We start from the raw sequence: 16,616 nt of genomic DNA on the forward strand, positions 1-16,616 counted from the left end.
CGACTCCGAATCCCTTTAGCGGCTAATTCGTATTTTTGGCTTTTGACATAAAAACTTAGGCGGAAAACCAGTATTTAACTGTGAACGTGAGTACTATTCAGCAGTCCAAGCAAAAAGAGTCTAAAGACTTCTTCACGTTCTTTCTGACAGCTGTGCTGGGGGCGTCAATTAACTTTGTGACCCGTATATTTTATCGCAACTATTTCGATTTCGATACGAGCGTGCTATGTGGATACCTGACAGCTACAGTACTGACATTTATTCCAACAAAGCGATACGCTTTTTCTGCCGGTGATACGGGCAACACAGGCCGCGAGGCCATCAAGTTCCTGGGAATAGCACTGGTGGCCCTTTTTGTCCAGGTATATGTCGCTAAGTATACCCTCGAATGGATTGCAACTCCCCTCTTTCCATCACCGGAGCTTAAGTTATGGCGTGAAACCGGTTCTCACCTAACCGGTATGGGTATGAGTTTCATGGCCAACTATTTTGGCCATAAATTGCTCACCTTCCGCAGTACAGGCATGTACGATAAACTGCGGGCGAGGTCGTCGAAACAGGAGGAAGAGCAATTTTAGGCTCATCGCTATCACCCAATTAGTTCTATTGGATATGTACTATTCGAAGACATATCGCTGTTTTTTGGAAATAAAGGCCCTATTGTTTGTACAATTCTAAAAAAAGGTATATTTGTGCCGAAAACCTTAAATTCCACTGTAAGTGATGAAAAAATTAGTTACTCTCCTATTCGTTGGTAGCATGTTGACTTTTGCTGCCTGCCAGAGCAAACCAAAGACCGAAGAAGCGGGTGTTGATTCAACTGCCGTCATGTCGACCGACACAACGACAATGACTACTGATTCAGCCGCTACGGTAGCTACTGACTCGGCTGCTACGATGGTTGCTGACAGCGCGAAGTAATCTGGACTGCTGCCAGGCACAAAAGCAAAAAAGCCCCGTTTGAGGGCTTTTTTGCTTTTGTGCCAACGAGTTTTTATAGGCAGTCTACATCGATGACGATGCTAACCTGGCGTAGGCCTTTATCAGTCAGAATATCGTTGATGCGGTCCTGGATATAGCTCTTCACCGCTTTCACGTTTACCTTATCCCGCTCAATCTTAATCAGAATATCAAACAGAAATAGATTTCTGATGCGTTCGACCAAGGGCTGTTCGGGTCCCAGTATACGGCTGCTACCCAGGGCATCGGTAAGTTCGGCGGCCAGTCGGTCGGCGGCCTGCTGGCTGACAGCTTTGTCAGCATGGCGAACCGTTAGTTTGATAAGCCGGGAAAAAGGTGGATAGTTAAAGTTCTGTCGCTCCTGAATCTCTTCATCGAACAAACCTTTGTAATCGTTCTCAATGATTTTTTGCAGAATTGTCTGTTGCGGGTTGTTCGTCTGAATGAGTACGGTACCCTGCCGCCCGGCACGTCGGCCTGCTCGACCACTTACCTGCGTTAGCATCTGGAATGACCGTTCTGTAGCTCTGAAATCAGGGAAATGGATCAGGCGGTCGGCGTCAAAAATCCCTACCAGACTGACATTGTCGAAATCAAGGCCCTTGGTAATCATTTGTGTACCTACCAGTATGTCGATCTCGCCACCCTCGAATTCCTGAATAATTTGCTGATAGGCATTTTTAGCGCGGGTAGTATCCAGGTCCATCCGCAGCACTTTTGACTTTGGAAATATAATCTGTAACTGGTCTTCCAGCTTTTCGGTACCGAAGCCTATTGTACGTACCTTGGTAGAACCACAAACGGGACATATCCGCGGCACTTCTTCTTTGTGACCGCAGTAGTGACAGCGTAATTCCGCAGCACGCTGGTGATAGGTCAGGCTAACGGCGCAGTTGGGGCATTCGGCCGTCCAGTCGCAATCCTCACATTGCATATAGGGTGAATAACCGCGTCGATTTTGGAACAGGATGCTTTGTTCCCGGCGCTCCATATTCGCTTCCAGGGCGGTGAGTAACGCCGACGAGAATTCGTTCTTCATCGTTTTCTGCCTTTTCTCCACCTTGGTATCGATCAACAGAATATTGGGCAGGGTGGCGTCACCGAAGCGTCTGAAAAGTTCTACCAATCCATAGCGTCCCTGTTTAGCCTGATGATATGTTTCGAGCGAAGGCGTTGCAGATCCCAGTAAAACTTTCGCCTGTTGCCAATGGGCCAGCATGATCGCTACATCACGGGCATGATAGCGGGGGGCAGGGTCGTGCTGTTTATAGCTGGTTTCGTGTTCTTCATCGACAATGATCAGTCCAAGGTTATCGAACGGCAGGAACACCGCCGACCGAACGCCCACCACAAACTGATACTGTCCCGACACGACGCCTTTCCAGACTTCGACGCGTTCGTTATCAGAGAATTTAGAGTGATAAATGCCCATCTTATCGCCAAACACGCGCTGGAGTCGAACGACAATTTGCGTTGTCAGAGCAATCTCGGGCAGTAAATAAAGTACCTGCGAGCCACTGCCAACCGCCTGCTGAATGAGGTCAATGTAGACTTCGGTTTTGCCGCTGCCCGTAATACCATGGAGTAGTACGATGTTCTGGCGCTCGAATTGCGCCATAATCTGTTGTGAGGCTTCTCGTTGTGCGTCTGTCAGCTTTATCTCGGCCTGTGGCGGGGCATTGTCGGAAAAACGCGGCTGAATCAGTTCAAATGTTTCGAAAACGGCATTCTTGATGAGGGTCGTCAATGACGATTGAGACACGGTATCATCCTGATTGAGAATTGTCTTATCCAACCCTTTCTGGTTGAGAGAAGCATTCATCTGGACAGGAACATGACTCAGGTACCGCATCACCACTTCCTGTTGTTTAGGCAGCTTTTCGAGCCGGTTCAGCAGGGCGAGAAGCTGCTCTTTTTCCTCGTAGGTCCGGTTAAGCCGGACCTTGCGTACCATTTTGGGGATGTACTTCTCGCGTACTTCCTCAAAAACAATGATCGCTTTCTTCCCCACCAGCGATTTGATCAGGGCGGGTATGTTGGTTCCTGCACCCGCCAGCCGCACCAGTTCGTCATAGGATAGCGCCTGCTGCTTTTTGAGTTCGGTAAGCAGGGTATCTTCAAATTCAGTGAGCAGTTCGGGATAATCGAAATCGGGATTGATCTGAACTTTCGACTGACTCGAAATTTTCAGGCCTGAAGGAAGGGCAATGTTCATCACTTCGCCGACACAGCACATATAATACTCGGCCATCCACCGGAACAATTCGAGTTGATAACCGGTCACCAGCGGATATTCGTCTAGGACTTCTGTAATGTAGCGAGCTTGATAATTGGTAGGGGGGGAGTTATGTAAACGGGCTACTACAGCAGTGAACACACGCCCGTTATTTTTGCCGAAGGGAACAATGACCCGGGCACCGATCTTAAGAACCTCTGCCATTTCGCGCGGCACACGATACGTAAATAGCCTGGGTACCGGGATAGGCAGGATCAAATCAGCGAAGAAAGTGACTTCGTCAGCCTCGAAAGACGAGAATAATGTGTTGGTGAGATTTTCCACTAAAAACGAAATGGCCTCAGTAAATATACGAATAAACCACGGCCCGCTGGTAAGGATTCATGCCGACAACTTCCGGTATAAGGTCACCGGCCGATCCCGATAGACGAAGAGGGCGAGCCATGGAAGGCAAGCGTGAAGCACGTTATGATTGGCGTAACAAAACTGCTGTCTTACCCGTATTTGGGTCTGTTGACCTTGCTATTAGGCCGTTGAAGAATCAAAAAGCTTATGTTGGCGCAACCTTTGAGCGGTTTTTGAGTGTTAGTAAACTGGGTAATCGGCTACCGGTTAATACGCGTCAGACGGATTTTTCCCTTACACAACATGCAACTATACGACGTGATCATCGTTGGCGGTGGCCCTTGCGGGCTGGCAGCCGGAATCGAAGCAACCAAAGCAGGACTTAGCCACCTGATTTTGGATATGGGTAGCCTGACGGAGTCTATCCGGCAGTATCCACGCCGGATGCGTTTCTTCTCGACAGCCGAAAATATTGAAATTGGGGGTTTGCCATTTCCTATCTCGGGTGTTAAGGCCGGGCGTGATGAGGCCCTTCAATACTATCGGAAAGCAGCCGCTTATTTCCACCTTAACTTCAAACTGTTTCAGGAGGTATGGGAGGTGACTAAGGAAGGGGAATGTTTCACGGTGTCGACTAAAACCGGAGAACGTTATCAGTCCCGGAAGGTGATCATGGCAACGGGCTATTTTACGCACCCTCGCTGGCTCGGTATTCCCGGCGAAAACCAACCTCATGTTTCTCACTACTACGACGAACCGTTCAAGTATTCGTTTACGAATGTCGTCATCATCGGTGCATCGAATTCGGCGGTAGAGGCTGCCTTAGAACTTTACCGGCACGACGTGAACATAACGGTCGTGCACCGGGGCGAAGACTTCCGTAGTACAGTGAAATACTGGTTGGTCCCGGATGTAAAGAACCGGGTTAAAGAAGGTAAGATTAAAACCGTGTTCGACTCCGTTGTAACGCAGATCGATGAAAAAACGGTGACGATCAATAACCTGAAAACAGGCGAAGAAGCTCAGATCCCAGCCGATTTTGTGCTGGTTCTGACAGGTTATATTCCTGATGCAGCTCTGCTCCGGCGTTGCGGCATCGATCTGAACCCGGCTACTCAGGTGCCTGCGTTCGATAAAGAAACCTTTGAAACGAATGTGCCAGGGCTGTATGTTTGTGGTACGGTGCTGGCTGGCATTTATACTGAGAAGGTATTCATTGAAAACGGCCGGGAACATGCCTTGACTATTATCGATCATATTGTGGGCCGGGAAGTCCACAAAGTGGCCGAATTGATACAGCGCATCTGATCAGGTTCCATCGAACAAACGAAATTCAAAACACTATGGACGAATTTATGCAGGAGGCCATTGCTCAGGCCCGCAAAAGCCTGAACGAAGGAGGTATCCCAATCGGTTCGGCATTGGTTAAGAACGGGAAGCTGGTGGCTTCAGGACATAATAAGCGCGTTCAGGAAGATAATCCCATTTTACATGGCGAGATGGACTGCCTCAATAACGCTGGTCGTGTCGGCTCCTTTCGCGATACGGTTATTTATTCCACGCTCATGCCTTGCTACATGTGTGCAGGGACCATCGTTCAATTTAAAATACCAAAAGTGATTGTGGGCGAGTCGCGGACTTTTGCCGGTGCCCGCGCGTTCATGGAAGAACATGGCGTTGAGGTAATTGATCTCGATCTTTCCGAATGTGTGGATATGATGAATGGGTTCATTACTGAAAAACCCACGCTGTGGAATGAGGATATCGGAGAGCTTTAGCCAGCTCTACAAAAAAACCTACAAGCAATACCCCGGCTGGTGCGATCGATAAACCGCGCCAGCCGGGGTATTGCTTGTAGAAGCGACGATCAGTTAGCGCGCTTTGGAAAATCTGGCACCGAACAGGAAGATAACGGCATAGCAGATAATGGGCAGATAATAGGCCGATGCTACGTCTTTTTCGGCAACCATGCCCATCAGGAACGGGAATACAGCGCCACCCACGACACCCATTGAAATAAACGAGGAAGCCTGCTGCGTGTGTGCTCCCAGGTTCTTCAGGCCCAGACTGAAAATTGTCGGGAACATGATGCTGAAGAAGAAGTTGAGCATCATCAGGGCAATAAAGGAAGGCCACCCGAAACTCTGGGCAATGATGATACACATAACAATATTACAGGCAGCAAAAATGGCCAGCAGGTTATTCGGTGCGATAACCCGCATCAGGAACGTACCTACAAACCGGCCAGCCAGCATCAAGCCCATAAATAACACCATGTAATTGCCGGCTGTGGCATCGGAGAAGCCCATTTTCTCGTGGCCATAATTAATGAAAAAGGCCCAGGTTCCCCCTTGTGCTGCTACATTGAAAAACTGAGCAATAACGGCCCATACAAAATGCTTGTGTTGAAACAGCGTTTTTCCTGGTTCTGCGTCAACGTTGGCGGCATCGGTATCCACTACGCTATGTGGGTCGACCAGGGCGGGCACTTTCACGAAGGAAAACAGAATCGCAATGGTTGCAATGACACTGCCGATGACAATGTACAGTGTCTTTACCGAGGTTAGATCTGTACTACCCGCCGTATTGTTCCGCAGGAGAAAGTAAGACCCGATGGCAGGGCCGATGATAGCCCCCAGGGCATTAAATGCCTGTGCGAAGTTGATGCGCTGATCGCTGGTGCGCTGGTCGCCGAGCGAGGCAACGAAGGGGTGGGCAACCGTTTCGAGTGTCGATATGCCGCAGCCCAAGATGAACAGGGCGATACCAAAATACGTAAAGGAAGCAGCAGCAGCGGCAGGAACAAACAAGAATGAGCCAATAGCGAATAGGGAAAGCCCTAACAGTACTCCGTTCTTATAACCAAACCGCTTCATGAACAGGCCAGCAGGAATACCCATGACGAAATAAGCACCAAAAATAGCGAACTGGACAAACGCTGACTGAGTCTTGGTCAAGCTCAGAACGTGCTGAAAATGTTTGTTTAAAACGTCACCCATCGTGATAGCAATACCCCAAAACATGAATAATGAGGTAACAAATACCAGGGTGATCAGGAACTTAGGCTCGGTAAAGGAAGCAGACGCGTTTGGTCGGGCAGTGGCAGTTGCCGGCATAATACTGTTAGTTTGGGGTTAGGCTACTGGCTGAATTACGGCTCGTATAATCAGCAGACCGCAAGCCAGGGCAATTACCATGTGCTTTTTGGCTGGTTAAAGTTAATTGTTTAATCCGTTTTGTTTCTTCGTAGTAACGTATGAAGATTTAATCCTGATTTGATATTTGCCACCGTCAGCATTACGTTTGGCTTTTTTTGGGGTTTACCCTGGTACAGATAATACAACCGGAGATGGATTTTCGCGACCAACTATTTGATCAGTATGCCGATTTGCCCGCGCAGTGGGCCCGCCAGGACTTTGAGCAGTGTACTTTTAAATACCTCGATCTGTCGAAGGTGATTTTTGCGAATACCAATTTTACAAACTGCCGTTTTGAGGACTGTAACCTGGGGCTGGCCCTGCTGGAAGGCACCAAGCTTGATGACGTAGTCTTCGTGGCCAGCAAACTCAACTCAGTTAACTTCGGCCAGTGTAGCGCGTTCGGTTTTCATGTCGACTTTCAGGGGTGCCAGCTTGATTATGCTTCTTTTTCTAATCGTAATCTGAAAAAAACTCGGTTTGTGGACTGTACCCTTCTGGAAGCCCGGTTTATAAACTGCGATCTGAGCAGTGCGGTATTTAAGACCTGCAATCTGGAACTAGCCCAGTTTGCCAGCAACACCTTAATCCAAACGGATTTCTCCAGTTCTTATAATGTGAGTTTAGATCCTGATAATAATAAGTTGAAAAAGACGAAGTTCTCGCTCCATAGTCTCCCCGGTTTGCTGACAAAATATGATATTATTGTGAACTAAGCTATTGATAGTGAGGAGGCTGTTCAGTTTATCAGTTGGCTGATACAGCCACGGTAAAGTTTTCATCATGAGATGGAAACTTTATTTTTAACGTATAAGTTAACACTGTTAGTAAGAATAACACCACCCATATGGGAATCCTTGAGCGTCGGTTACGGCAGAAAGAAGAAGTAAGAACCAGTATTTTACAGGCAGCCTGGCAGCTGGTTCTGGAAGAAGGCTGGCAGGCGCTTTCTATTCGCAAGATTGCCGATGCCATCGAGTATAGTGTTCCGGTAATCTACACGCACTTTGAGAATAAGGACGCCATTTTACAGGAGTTCACCAGGGACGGGTTCAAACTGCTGACAGAAGATATTATTCGGCAACGCGATAGCCAGGTTGACCCCAGCCACCAATTGGAGGCTATAGCTCAGGGTTACTGGGATTTCGCTTTTGCTCATAAAGAATATTATCAGCTCATGTTTGGTTTGGGTATTCCAGCCTGCGAACAAGTCAACCAGGTTGCCGAGATGAAACAGTTTTCGAATGTGCTTATATCGGTTATTCAGACCGCAATCAGTACCAGCAACAAGCCCCAGGTCGATGCGTTTTTGAAATTTCACACCTATTGGTCTATTCTTCACGGCCTGGTTTCTATTCAGATGATCGATAGCCAGTCAATCATCAACCCTTGGAGTCAATTAGTGCTGAAAGATGCCATTGATGGGTTCATTAAAGCCCTGGAAGGATAATTTTTTTGCCCAACTATTAACACCGTTAGCAATTATTTCATTGTTAGTTAAACAAATCAAATCAGTTAATTCACAATAGCTTTTACAAGTATGGCAACTACAAAATGGGTCGTTGACCCCACGCACTCCGAAGTACAGTTTAAAGTAAAACACCTGGTTATTTCCACGGTGACAGGCACGTTCCGAAATTTCGAGGGAGGTGCTACGACAGAACACGACGACTTTACGGACGCAGAAATTCATTTCTCGCTGGATGTCGACAGCGTGGACACCAATCAGGAGATGCGGGATACACACCTTAAATCAGCTGACTTTTTTGACACGGCATCTCATCCGAAAATTGCGTTCCGGTCGACTTCGTTTGAGAAAGTAGATGACGATGAATACACACTGAAGGGCGACCTGACCATGAAAGGTGTTACGAAACCCGTAACGCTGAAGGCGGAGTATGGCGGAACGGCCAAAGACGCTTACGGTAATCAGAAGCTTGGATTTGAAGTAACCGGTAAAGTGAACCGCAAAGAGTTTGGGTTGACCTACAACGCGCTGACCGAAACGGGTGGTCTGGCGCTTGGTGAAGATATCAAACTGATTGCCAATATTCAGTTAGCGAAAGCTGCCTAAATCTGTAAAAAGATGAATGTAGAAATCTGGAGTGATGTCATGTGCCCTTTCTGCTACATTGGTAAGCGGAAATTTGAGCAGGCCCTTAGCCAGTTTGACCACAAGGATCAGGTGAACATTATCTGGAAAAGCTTTCAGCTTAACCCGGATATGAAAACGGAACCGGGCAAAAACATCTATCAGCATCTGGCAGATATAAAGGGCTGGAGCCTGAGCGAAGCTAAACGCATGAGTGACCACGTCACCGACATGGCGCACGAGGTTGGTTTAACCTACGACTTCGACAAAGCGGTTGTCGCTAATTCCTGGGATGCGCACCGGTTGATACAACTGGCTAAACAAAAAGGCCTGGGCGATGCCGCCGAAGAACGGCTGTTCCTGGCGTATTTCACCGAAGGCCGTGATACCTCCGATCATTCTACACTTCTCGAACTGGGCAAGGAAATTGGCCTTCCGGCCGCCGATGTTCAGCAGATGCTGGACAGTGATCAATATGCTGAAGCTGTTCATCAGGATATCTACGAAGCGCAGCAGGTAGGAGCAAGGGGCGTTCCGTTCTTCGTACTCGATCGGCGGTATGCGGTTTCGGGTGCTCAACAGCCCGAAACATTTCTCGGGGCGCTTACTACAGCCTGGGCAGAATGGGAGAAAACGAATCCCGAGCTTACTGATTTATCGACTGAAGGGCCTGCCTGCACGCCCGGTGAGGTGTGCTAAACTACGGACTATCAATTTTATAACTGGCCTGAAAAGTATACCGTTGACAAAAAGCGGTGTTTTGTTTTCACCATTAACACAACCTACACATGGAACTATTAGAAGCAATGAATTGGCGGTACGCTGCCAAGAAAATGAACGGTCAAAAAGTGCCTACGGAAAAGATAGATACTATTCTGGAAGCCATTCGCCTGTCGGCCTCATCGGTGGGATTGCAGCCTTACACGGTGCTGGTGATCGACAATCACGAACTGAAAGGCAAGATTCATGAGTTGGCCTGTCCGCAACCACAAATCGTTGAGGGTTCTCACCTGCTGGTATTTGCATCCTGGACGGCGGTAGAGGCTGAACAGATCGATGCCTATATCAAGCTTATTGCTGACACCCGTCAGACTTCTGTCGAATCGCTAACTCCTTTTGCGGATTCGATAAAGGGAAGTCTGTTGAGCCGGACACCCGAAGCACGTGCTGAGTGGGCGGCTCGTCAGGCATATATCGCTTTAGGATCAGGTATGATTGCTGCCGCTACGGAACAGGTTGACGCCACGCCCATGGAGGGGTTCAACGCCGATGCCCTTGACAAACTGTTGGACCTGCCTGCCAAAGGGCTGCACAGTGTATCGTTGCTGGCACTGGGTTTCCGGGATGAGGAGAAAGACTTTCTGTCGAAAGCACCTAAAGTGAGACGTTCCCGGGAAGCGCTTTTCATTGAGCTTGCCTAGGCATTTTCGATCATATTGGTTTTCTGAAGCCCGCTGTCCGTTGATGGCGGGTTTTCTTTTGTAAACTGGTTGGTTGCCTAGTCTGGCCTGAGCGGTTAGTTTCGCCGGGTTGCGCTACCACATGGCCAACCAGTTTAGTCCGTATTTTAGGAGCATTATCCGGAAGGCAAAACGATCTGTTTACCACATCCGGCTAACGATGTAGTTGATGATCAGATTGACAATCAGGGCTAGCAGGAAGGAGACGCCAACCGAAAATTCACGCAGTAAAAAGGCTTGTAAAAACAAGAAAGTGGTAAAGCCAAAGAGGCCGCTGACCAGGCCACGCAATACCGTTATCGTGGCGCTGTTGCCTTGTAGATAGTGGGTAAAAATGGCGAGAATAGATGTGATGATGGGGAAGGGGGTCAGAATGCCACTCCAGGTTGGCCCCAGTATAGTGGCTAATCCGGTGATGAGAATTACGAACAGGGTAGCTACTGCCATTCGAATCACCATATCGAACGGTAGTCGTTTAGCCTGTGGCTGGTGGTCGGCCGGAACGGGAAAAAAGTATAGGGCCAGTACAACGCAGGTCAGGGTTATGCCGTATATGGCGAACAGATTGATCCGGAAAAAATCGAATACCACCGCCACCAGCACATAAACAAGGTAGGAAATCAGTATCGTAACCAGCCAGTTGAAGCGTTTCGATAGCTGAGCATAGCAATAGCAAAAGCTGATCAGGGAGATGATGCCCGTCAGAATGCCCGGAACCGACCGGATACCGAATGCTTTGCCCTGTTCGAGGATGAAGAACAGTAAAATCGGCCCGGCAATCCACGGCATACTGGCGATCAATCCCCCTACTTTATAGCCCCACTTCCGGCTGATTATGGTAATTAAACCAATCACCAACGGCATTAAGGTTACTTTAACGAGGAGGATATTCATAGATAAAAAAGGCAGTACGCGATGATTGGGCGAAATTACACGCACTTTCTGCCACAATCGAGCTAATTCTCAAGATTGAATCGGCTAAACTAGCTACTTATCGTTTTGGCCGCTAGTTTAGGCTTTTTAGTAGTAAAGCCAGGGGGTATACTTATTTGACAGATGGCTCAATGTGCAGCCCTTACTCCCTATCAGTCGCCGAAAAAGATGACACCACCCAAAACGTCTGGAAAAAAAACTACACTGTTTGTGCTGATGCTGGCTTTGTCCAGTTCGGGCTTTAGTCAATCGCCGTTGAAACTATGGTATACCAAACCCGCAACTAGCTGGGTTGAAGCCTTACCTGTAGGCAATGGTCGAATTGGTGCCATGGTGTTTGGGGGCGTTGACGAGGAATTGATTCAGTTGAACGAAAGCACGCTGTATAGCGGAGGTCCCGTAAAACAAGCTGTCAACCCGGACGCTCCTGCATATTTGCCCCAGATCCGGGAGGCACTGCTCAACGACGAGGATTATACCAGAGCCAATACGCTCACTAAAAAAATGCAGGGCGTATACACCGAATCGTATATGCCAATGGGTGATTTGGTGATCAAACAGGCCCACGCCGGCGCGTCGCCATCAGACTACTACCGGGATCTGGACATTGAGAAGGCCATTTCGACCACCCGATTCACCATCGATGGGATAGCCTATAAACGAGAAGTATTTATAAATGCGCCTGACAATGTTATGTTGATCCGGCTTACGGCCAGCCAAAAGGGTGCACTGACCTTTGACGTGTCGGCCAGAAGCCAGTTACGCGCTCAGCTGGCCGCCAGTGGTACCAATGAACTGATCGTGAGCGGGAAAGCACCCGCCCATGCCGATCCGAACTACTACAATCCCAAAGACCGGGAGCCCATCGTTTACGAAGATGCGACGGGTTGCAACGGTATGCGGTTCCAGTACCGGGTAAAAGCAATTCCTACCGGCGGAACGATGACGGCTGATACGGCGGGAATTCATGTGAAAGGCGCGAGTGAGGTTGTTCTCTTTGTGGCCGCTGCTACCAGCTTCAACGGCTTCGATAAGTGCCCTGACCGCGAGGGAAAGGACGAGAAACGCCTGACGGAATCGACGATAAAGAAGGCTACGGAGCAGTCTTACGCTGCGTTGCTCAAAACGCACGTTGCCGATTATCAACGGTATTTTAACCGACTCTCCTTCATCATCGGCGATACGTCGAAACGGCTGGTAAGCCAGGCCCTGCCCTCCGATGAACGCTTGCAGGCCTACTCGAAAGGCGCGTATGACCCGGCGCTGGAAACCCTCTATTTTCAGTTCGGGCGGTACCTGCTGATTTCTTCATCGCGGCCGGGAGGGCCACCCGCTAATTTGCAGGGTATTTGGAACAAAGAGCTGCGGGCACCCTGGAGCTCAAACTATACCATCAACATAAATACCCAGATGAACTATTGGCCGTCAGAGACGACTAATCTTTCTGAAATGCATATGCCTTTACTGGACTGGATCAGGAATCTGTCGGTGACGGGGGCCAATACAGCCAGGGAGTTTTACGGCGCGAAGGGATGGGTAGCTCATCATAACTCCGAAATATGGGGCACCTCGAATCCAGTAGGGGAGAAAGGGGCGGGCGATCCGGTCTGGGCAAACTGGTACATGGGTGGGAACTGGTTATGTCAGCATTTGTGGGAACACTACGCTTTTACAGGCGACCGGAAGTTCCTGGCCGAAAAGGCTTATCCGATCATGAAACAGGCAGCGCTGTTCACCCTCGACTGGCTGGTTGAAGACAAAGAAGGTTATCTGGTTACCGCACCGTCGACCACGCCCGAGAACCTGTTCAAAGACAAAGCGGGTAAACAGCAGGGAGTGTCTGTGGCGACGACCATGGACATGTCGATCATCTGGGATCTGTTCACGAACCTGATCGACGCAGGTCAGGTGCTGGGAACGGATACGGCTTTCAGAAACATGCTTATCGAGAAGAGAAAGAAACTGTATCCCATGCATATTGGCGCAAAGGGTCAGTTGCTGGAATGGTACAAGGACTTTGACGAAACCGACCTGGAACATCGGCATGTATCTCATTTATTCGGGCTGCATCCCGGTCGTCAGTTATCGGTTTCCAGAACCCCCGATTTTTTCAACGCGGCTAAAAAGACGCTGGAAATCCGGGGTGATGGCGGAACCGGCTGGAGTCGTGGCTGGAAAATCAACTTCTGGGCCCGCCTGCTCGATGGCGATCATGCCTACGCCCTAATTCGGCAGTTGCTGCAATACACAAATGATTCGGGTGGCAACATGCATGGGGGTGGAACATATCCCAACTTTTTCGACGCCCACCCGCCTTTTCAGATCGATGGCAACTTTGGCGGCACTGCAGGCATGACCGAGATGTTGTTGCAGAGTCATTTGAACGAGGTTAATCTACTGCCTGCCTTACCCAGTGTCTGGAAAGAGGGCAGTATAACCGGTTTGAAAGCCAGAGGGGCTTATGGTGTCGCTATTCACTGGAAAAACCATCGGCTCATAAAAGCGACCATCACATCGCTCAACGGTGGCAAATGTGTATTGAGAACAGCCAGCCCGATTACAATAAACGGGGTGAACGCAAAATCGATCCAATCAGGCCAGGGCTATTTAACCTCGTTTACGACCACGAAAGGGAAAGCCTATCAGCTAACCGCTCGTTAAACTCCGCAGCGTAACCCAACGACAACCGACAAAAATTTAATGCGTAGCCGATACTGTCAGTGCATTTTCCGTCTTAGTGAAAATGTAATTCACAGACGTGGTGGCTATTTATCGATTGCTCCGGCTTGTCAATCTATTGCTGCTGGCGATGCCATTGGGTGTAACCGCACAGCGATCCGTTATCTGGCAGGAAAGGCCGGGTACGTGGTCGCTGCATGTGGGCATAGGGCCATCACGCTACCTCGGCGACCTGAACGAGCCCCTCGATCTGGCACAGTTGCGACTGGGTTTCGCAACGAGTGCTGCCGTAACCTACTGCGTGACAGATCAGCTGGCTATCCGGGGCGACCTGCAACTTTACTACATTCGGGGGGCGCAGAGAGGCACTCGTCTCGCGCATAATAACCTGGCTTTTCACAGTACCAACCCCGACCTGTCGGTGGGAATACAATACAGCATCTGGCACTCAAAGCACAGGACGTACGCCGTTATTCCGTATGGCATAGCCGGGATCGGGGTAACCTACATGACGCCTAAAGCCGTTTACCAGGGCATCAGTTATAGCCTGGCACCACTGCAAACCGAAGGCATCGCTTATAACCGGCTGCCGCTCATCGTTCGATATGGTATTGGCTTACCACTGATAAAAAGCGACAGGTTCAAAGGAAGCCTCGAAGGCACATATACGCATGTTGCGAGCGATTACCTCGACGACGTGAGTACGCAGTATGTTGATAGAACCAGCATGCCATTTCCGGCTGTTGTTTTGTCAGACCGCAGTCCAGAGATTGGCAACCTGCCTAACGCTCCGGGCGCTAAACGAGGGAATCCTGCCCGGAATGACGGGTATCTGACGCTGTCGGCACGGCTTGTCTTTATTATAATGACCCCTCTTCAGCGTAATTACCGGCGTATGTTCGGCGGTTAGGGTTTTGAGGGCGTTTCCCTTATTTTTGGGCAAAAACCCTGCGAAATGCCGCCTGCCAACCGAATGAGTCCAGCTACTTTCATCGACGCTATACAGAACCAACTTCAGCTTACACAATACGGGCAACACCCCCCCGAACTCTACGACCCGATCCGATATATCATGAGCCTTGGCGGAAAACGGATACGTCCGCTTATGACGCTGATGGCCGCTTATCTTTTCTCCGACGATTGGCAAAAGGCCATCCAGCCAGCGCTGGGCGTGGAGGTCTTTCACAATTTCACCCTCATGCACGACGATATCATGGATCAGGCCCCCCTGCGCCGGGGGCAGCTGACCGTGCATGAAAAATGGAACCATAACATTGCCATTCTCTCAGGCGATGTGATGCTGGTTAACGCCTATGAGTTACTCCTACACGTCGAGGTCGACAAGCTAAAGGCGGTAATGACACGCTTCAACCGGACAGCAGCCGAGGTCTGTGAGGGTCAGCAACTGGACATGAATTTTGAGAAGCGCTGGGACGTAACAGAAAGCGAATACATTGAGATGATCCGGCTCAAAACGTCAGTTCTGCTGGGTTACGCCCTTGAGCTTGGCGGGCTGATCGCCGGAGCCGATGCCGAAACAACCCGGCACCTTTATGAAGGGGGCGTGAACATTGGCATCGGCTTTCAGTTGAAAGATGACCTGCTGGACGTGTATGGCGACCCGGAAAAGTTTGGTAAACAGGTAGGGGGCGATATTCTGGCCAACAAAAAGACGTTTTTGCTTATTGAAGCATTAGAAAAAGCAAAAGGCCCCGTTCGGGACGAACTGACGGGCTGGCTCAACAAACCCGTAACCGACAGGGCCGAAAAAGTGCAGGCTGTCACGGCTATTTACGAAACGTTGCAGATTCGCCAGATTACCGAAAGCCGAATCAGCGAGTATTTCGACAAAGGCTTCGCTAACTTCGATCAAATCAACGCCGATCCCGCCCGAAAAACGCTCCTTACTCAGTTTGTGAGGCAGCTAGCCGAGCGGGAGAGTTAAAAATGAGGCATGATGTACGATACAGGATCAGACAGTTGACAATCCGGCATCGTACAACAGCTTTTATACATCTTATAGTCTATATTAATCCATGACCGTCACGCTGATCATTATAGTTGTAACCGCCGGTATTAGTTTACTAGCCTGGAATAACCCATCGCTGATGGACCGCTGGATCATGAATCCGTACAAGATTGCCAGTCGGGGGCAGTATTACCGACTTCTGACATCGGGATTCCTGCATGCTGATTGGGGCCACTTGTTTTTCAATATGCTTAGCCTGTATTTCTTTGGTGGTGTTATCGAACAGGTTTTTGATGCGCTGTTTGGTCTTATGGCTCCCCTTTATCTGATTGGTTTTTATCTGGTAGGTATCTTGATTTCCGATATTCCTAGTTTTCTGAAACACCGTAACGACCCTGGCTACAATTCACTTGGGGCCTCGGGTGGGGTATCATCGATCCTGTTTGCGGCCATTCTGTTCAGCCCCCTAAACAAGGTCTGTCTGTATTTCGCGCTCTGTGTACCTGGATTTATCTTCGGTGGCTTGTATCTGGCCTACTCTTATTATGAGTCACGTCGGGGGATTGGTAACGTAAACCACGATGCTCACTTCTACGGAGCCTTGTTTGGCATTGTGTTCATGATCATCGTTTACCCACCAGTGTTGCCAAACTTCATTGATCAGATTGCCGGATGGCGTCTATTTTAGTAGCCAACAAGGCCGGTACGTAATCCCCGCTGTGTTAAAATCGACGGATTCACACTC

16 protein-coding genes are annotated in these 16,616 nt (G+C 49.3%); 13 read left to right on the forward strand and 3 right to left on the reverse strand.

Annotated elements, in window-relative coordinates:
• Positions 1–80 precede the first annotated feature (80 nt).
• Together FH603_RS03900 and FH603_RS03905 are read left to right on the forward strand one after the other, a co-directional pair.
• Positions 81–578 carry a GtrA family protein gene (locus FH603_RS03900; RefSeq protein WP_186736158.1) on the forward strand — a complete coding sequence of 166 codons (498 nt, stop codon included), beginning with the start codon at positions 81–83 and terminating at the stop codon, positions 576–578.
• A gap of 145 nt (positions 579–723) precedes the next feature.
• Complete coding sequence (locus FH603_RS03905) at positions 724–921, forward strand: hypothetical protein (protein WP_186736159.1); 198 nt, start codon at positions 724–726, stop codon at positions 919–921.
• 73 nt (positions 922–994) lie between these two features.
• Here FH603_RS03905 and priA read toward each other — a convergent pair whose 3' ends face one another.
• On the reverse strand, positions 995–3,520 hold the full coding sequence (priA, locus tag FH603_RS03910; RefSeq protein ID WP_186736160.1) for a replication restart helicase PriA: 2,526 nt from the start codon (positions 3,518–3,520) through the stop codon (positions 995–997).
• Between the two features lie 324 nt (positions 3,521–3,844).
• Here priA and FH603_RS03915 point away from each other — a divergent pair, with 324 nt between their 5' ends.
• On the forward strand, positions 3,845–4,849 hold the full coding sequence (locus tag FH603_RS03915) for a YpdA family putative bacillithiol disulfide reductase (RefSeq protein WP_186736161.1): 1,005 nt from the start codon (positions 3,845–3,847) through the stop codon (positions 4,847–4,849).
• A gap of 35 nt (positions 4,850–4,884) precedes the next feature.
• Positions 4,885–5,319, forward strand: a complete 435-nt coding sequence (locus tag FH603_RS03920) for a nucleoside deaminase (RefSeq protein WP_186736162.1) — start codon at positions 4,885–4,887, stop codon at positions 5,317–5,319.
• A gap of 93 nt (positions 5,320–5,412) precedes the next feature.
• Here FH603_RS03920 and fucP read toward each other — a convergent pair whose 3' ends face one another.
• Positions 5,413–6,657 carry an L-fucose:H+ symporter permease gene (gene fucP, locus FH603_RS03925; RefSeq protein ID WP_186736163.1) on the reverse strand — a complete coding sequence of 415 codons (1,245 nt, stop codon included), beginning with the start codon at positions 6,655–6,657 and terminating at the stop codon, positions 5,413–5,415.
• Between the two features lie 233 nt (positions 6,658–6,890).
• On the opposite strand from fucP, the gene FH603_RS03930 reads away from it, so the two are divergent.
• The 5 genes from FH603_RS03930 to FH603_RS03950 all read left to right on the forward strand — a co-directional run bounded on the left by FH603_RS03930 (position 6,891) and on the right by FH603_RS03950 (position 10,251).
• A complete protein-coding gene (locus FH603_RS03930) occupies positions 6,891–7,454 on the forward strand; it encodes a pentapeptide repeat-containing protein (RefSeq protein WP_186736164.1) in 564 nt (187 codons plus the stop codon).
• Positions 7,455–7,585: 131 nt separating this feature from the next.
• Complete coding sequence (locus tag FH603_RS03935; protein ID WP_186736165.1) at positions 7,586–8,188, forward strand: TetR/AcrR family transcriptional regulator; 603 nt, start codon at positions 7,586–7,588, stop codon at positions 8,186–8,188.
• A 90-nt stretch (positions 8,189–8,278) separates the two neighbouring features.
• A complete protein-coding gene (locus tag FH603_RS03940) occupies positions 8,279–8,812 on the forward strand; it encodes a YceI family protein (protein WP_186736166.1) in 534 nt (177 codons plus the stop codon).
• 12 nt (positions 8,813–8,824) lie between these two features.
• Entirely contained in the window at positions 8,825–9,529 is a 705-nt protein-coding gene (locus tag FH603_RS03945; RefSeq protein ID WP_186736167.1) for a DsbA family oxidoreductase, read from the forward strand.
• 89 nt (positions 9,530–9,618) lie between these two features.
• On the forward strand, positions 9,619–10,251 hold the full coding sequence (locus tag FH603_RS03950) for an NAD(P)H-dependent oxidoreductase (protein ID WP_186736168.1): 633 nt from the start codon (positions 9,619–9,621) through the stop codon (positions 10,249–10,251).
• Between the two features lie 180 nt (positions 10,252–10,431).
• Here the strand turns inward: FH603_RS03950 and FH603_RS03955 are convergent, their stop codons facing one another.
• A complete protein-coding gene (locus FH603_RS03955; RefSeq protein ID WP_186736169.1) occupies positions 10,432–11,184 on the reverse strand; it encodes a hypothetical protein in 753 nt (250 codons plus the stop codon).
• A gap of 207 nt (positions 11,185–11,391) precedes the next feature.
• Between FH603_RS03955 and FH603_RS03960 the strand changes: the two genes are divergently transcribed.
• The 4 genes from FH603_RS03960 to FH603_RS03975 all read left to right on the forward strand — a co-directional run bounded on the left by FH603_RS03960 (position 11,392) and on the right by FH603_RS03975 (position 16,559).
• Complete coding sequence (locus FH603_RS03960) at positions 11,392–13,884, forward strand: glycoside hydrolase family 95 protein (RefSeq protein WP_186736170.1); 2,493 nt, start codon at positions 11,392–11,394, stop codon at positions 13,882–13,884.
• Positions 13,885–13,984: 100 nt separating this feature from the next.
• Positions 13,985–14,812 carry a hypothetical protein gene (locus FH603_RS03965; RefSeq protein WP_186736171.1) on the forward strand — a complete coding sequence of 276 codons (828 nt, stop codon included), beginning with the start codon at positions 13,985–13,987 and terminating at the stop codon, positions 14,810–14,812.
• A gap of 63 nt (positions 14,813–14,875) precedes the next feature.
• The gene (locus FH603_RS03970) at positions 14,876–15,847 is read left to right on the forward strand and encodes a polyprenyl synthetase family protein (protein WP_186736172.1); all 972 of its coding nucleotides are present in this window, start codon (positions 14,876–14,878) and stop codon (positions 15,845–15,847) included.
• A gap of 91 nt (positions 15,848–15,938) precedes the next feature.
• Positions 15,939–16,559, forward strand: coding sequence for a rhomboid family intramembrane serine protease (locus FH603_RS03975; protein ID WP_186736173.1), 621 nt, complete (start codon positions 15,939–15,941; stop codon positions 16,557–16,559).
• The last annotated feature ends 57 nt before the right edge of the window (positions 16,560–16,616 follow it).

The sequence above is a fragment of the Spirosoma utsteinense genome (assembly GCF_014282275.1).
Taxonomy (GTDB): Bacteria; Bacteroidota; Bacteroidia; order Cytophagales; family Spirosomataceae; genus Spirosoma; species Spirosoma utsteinense.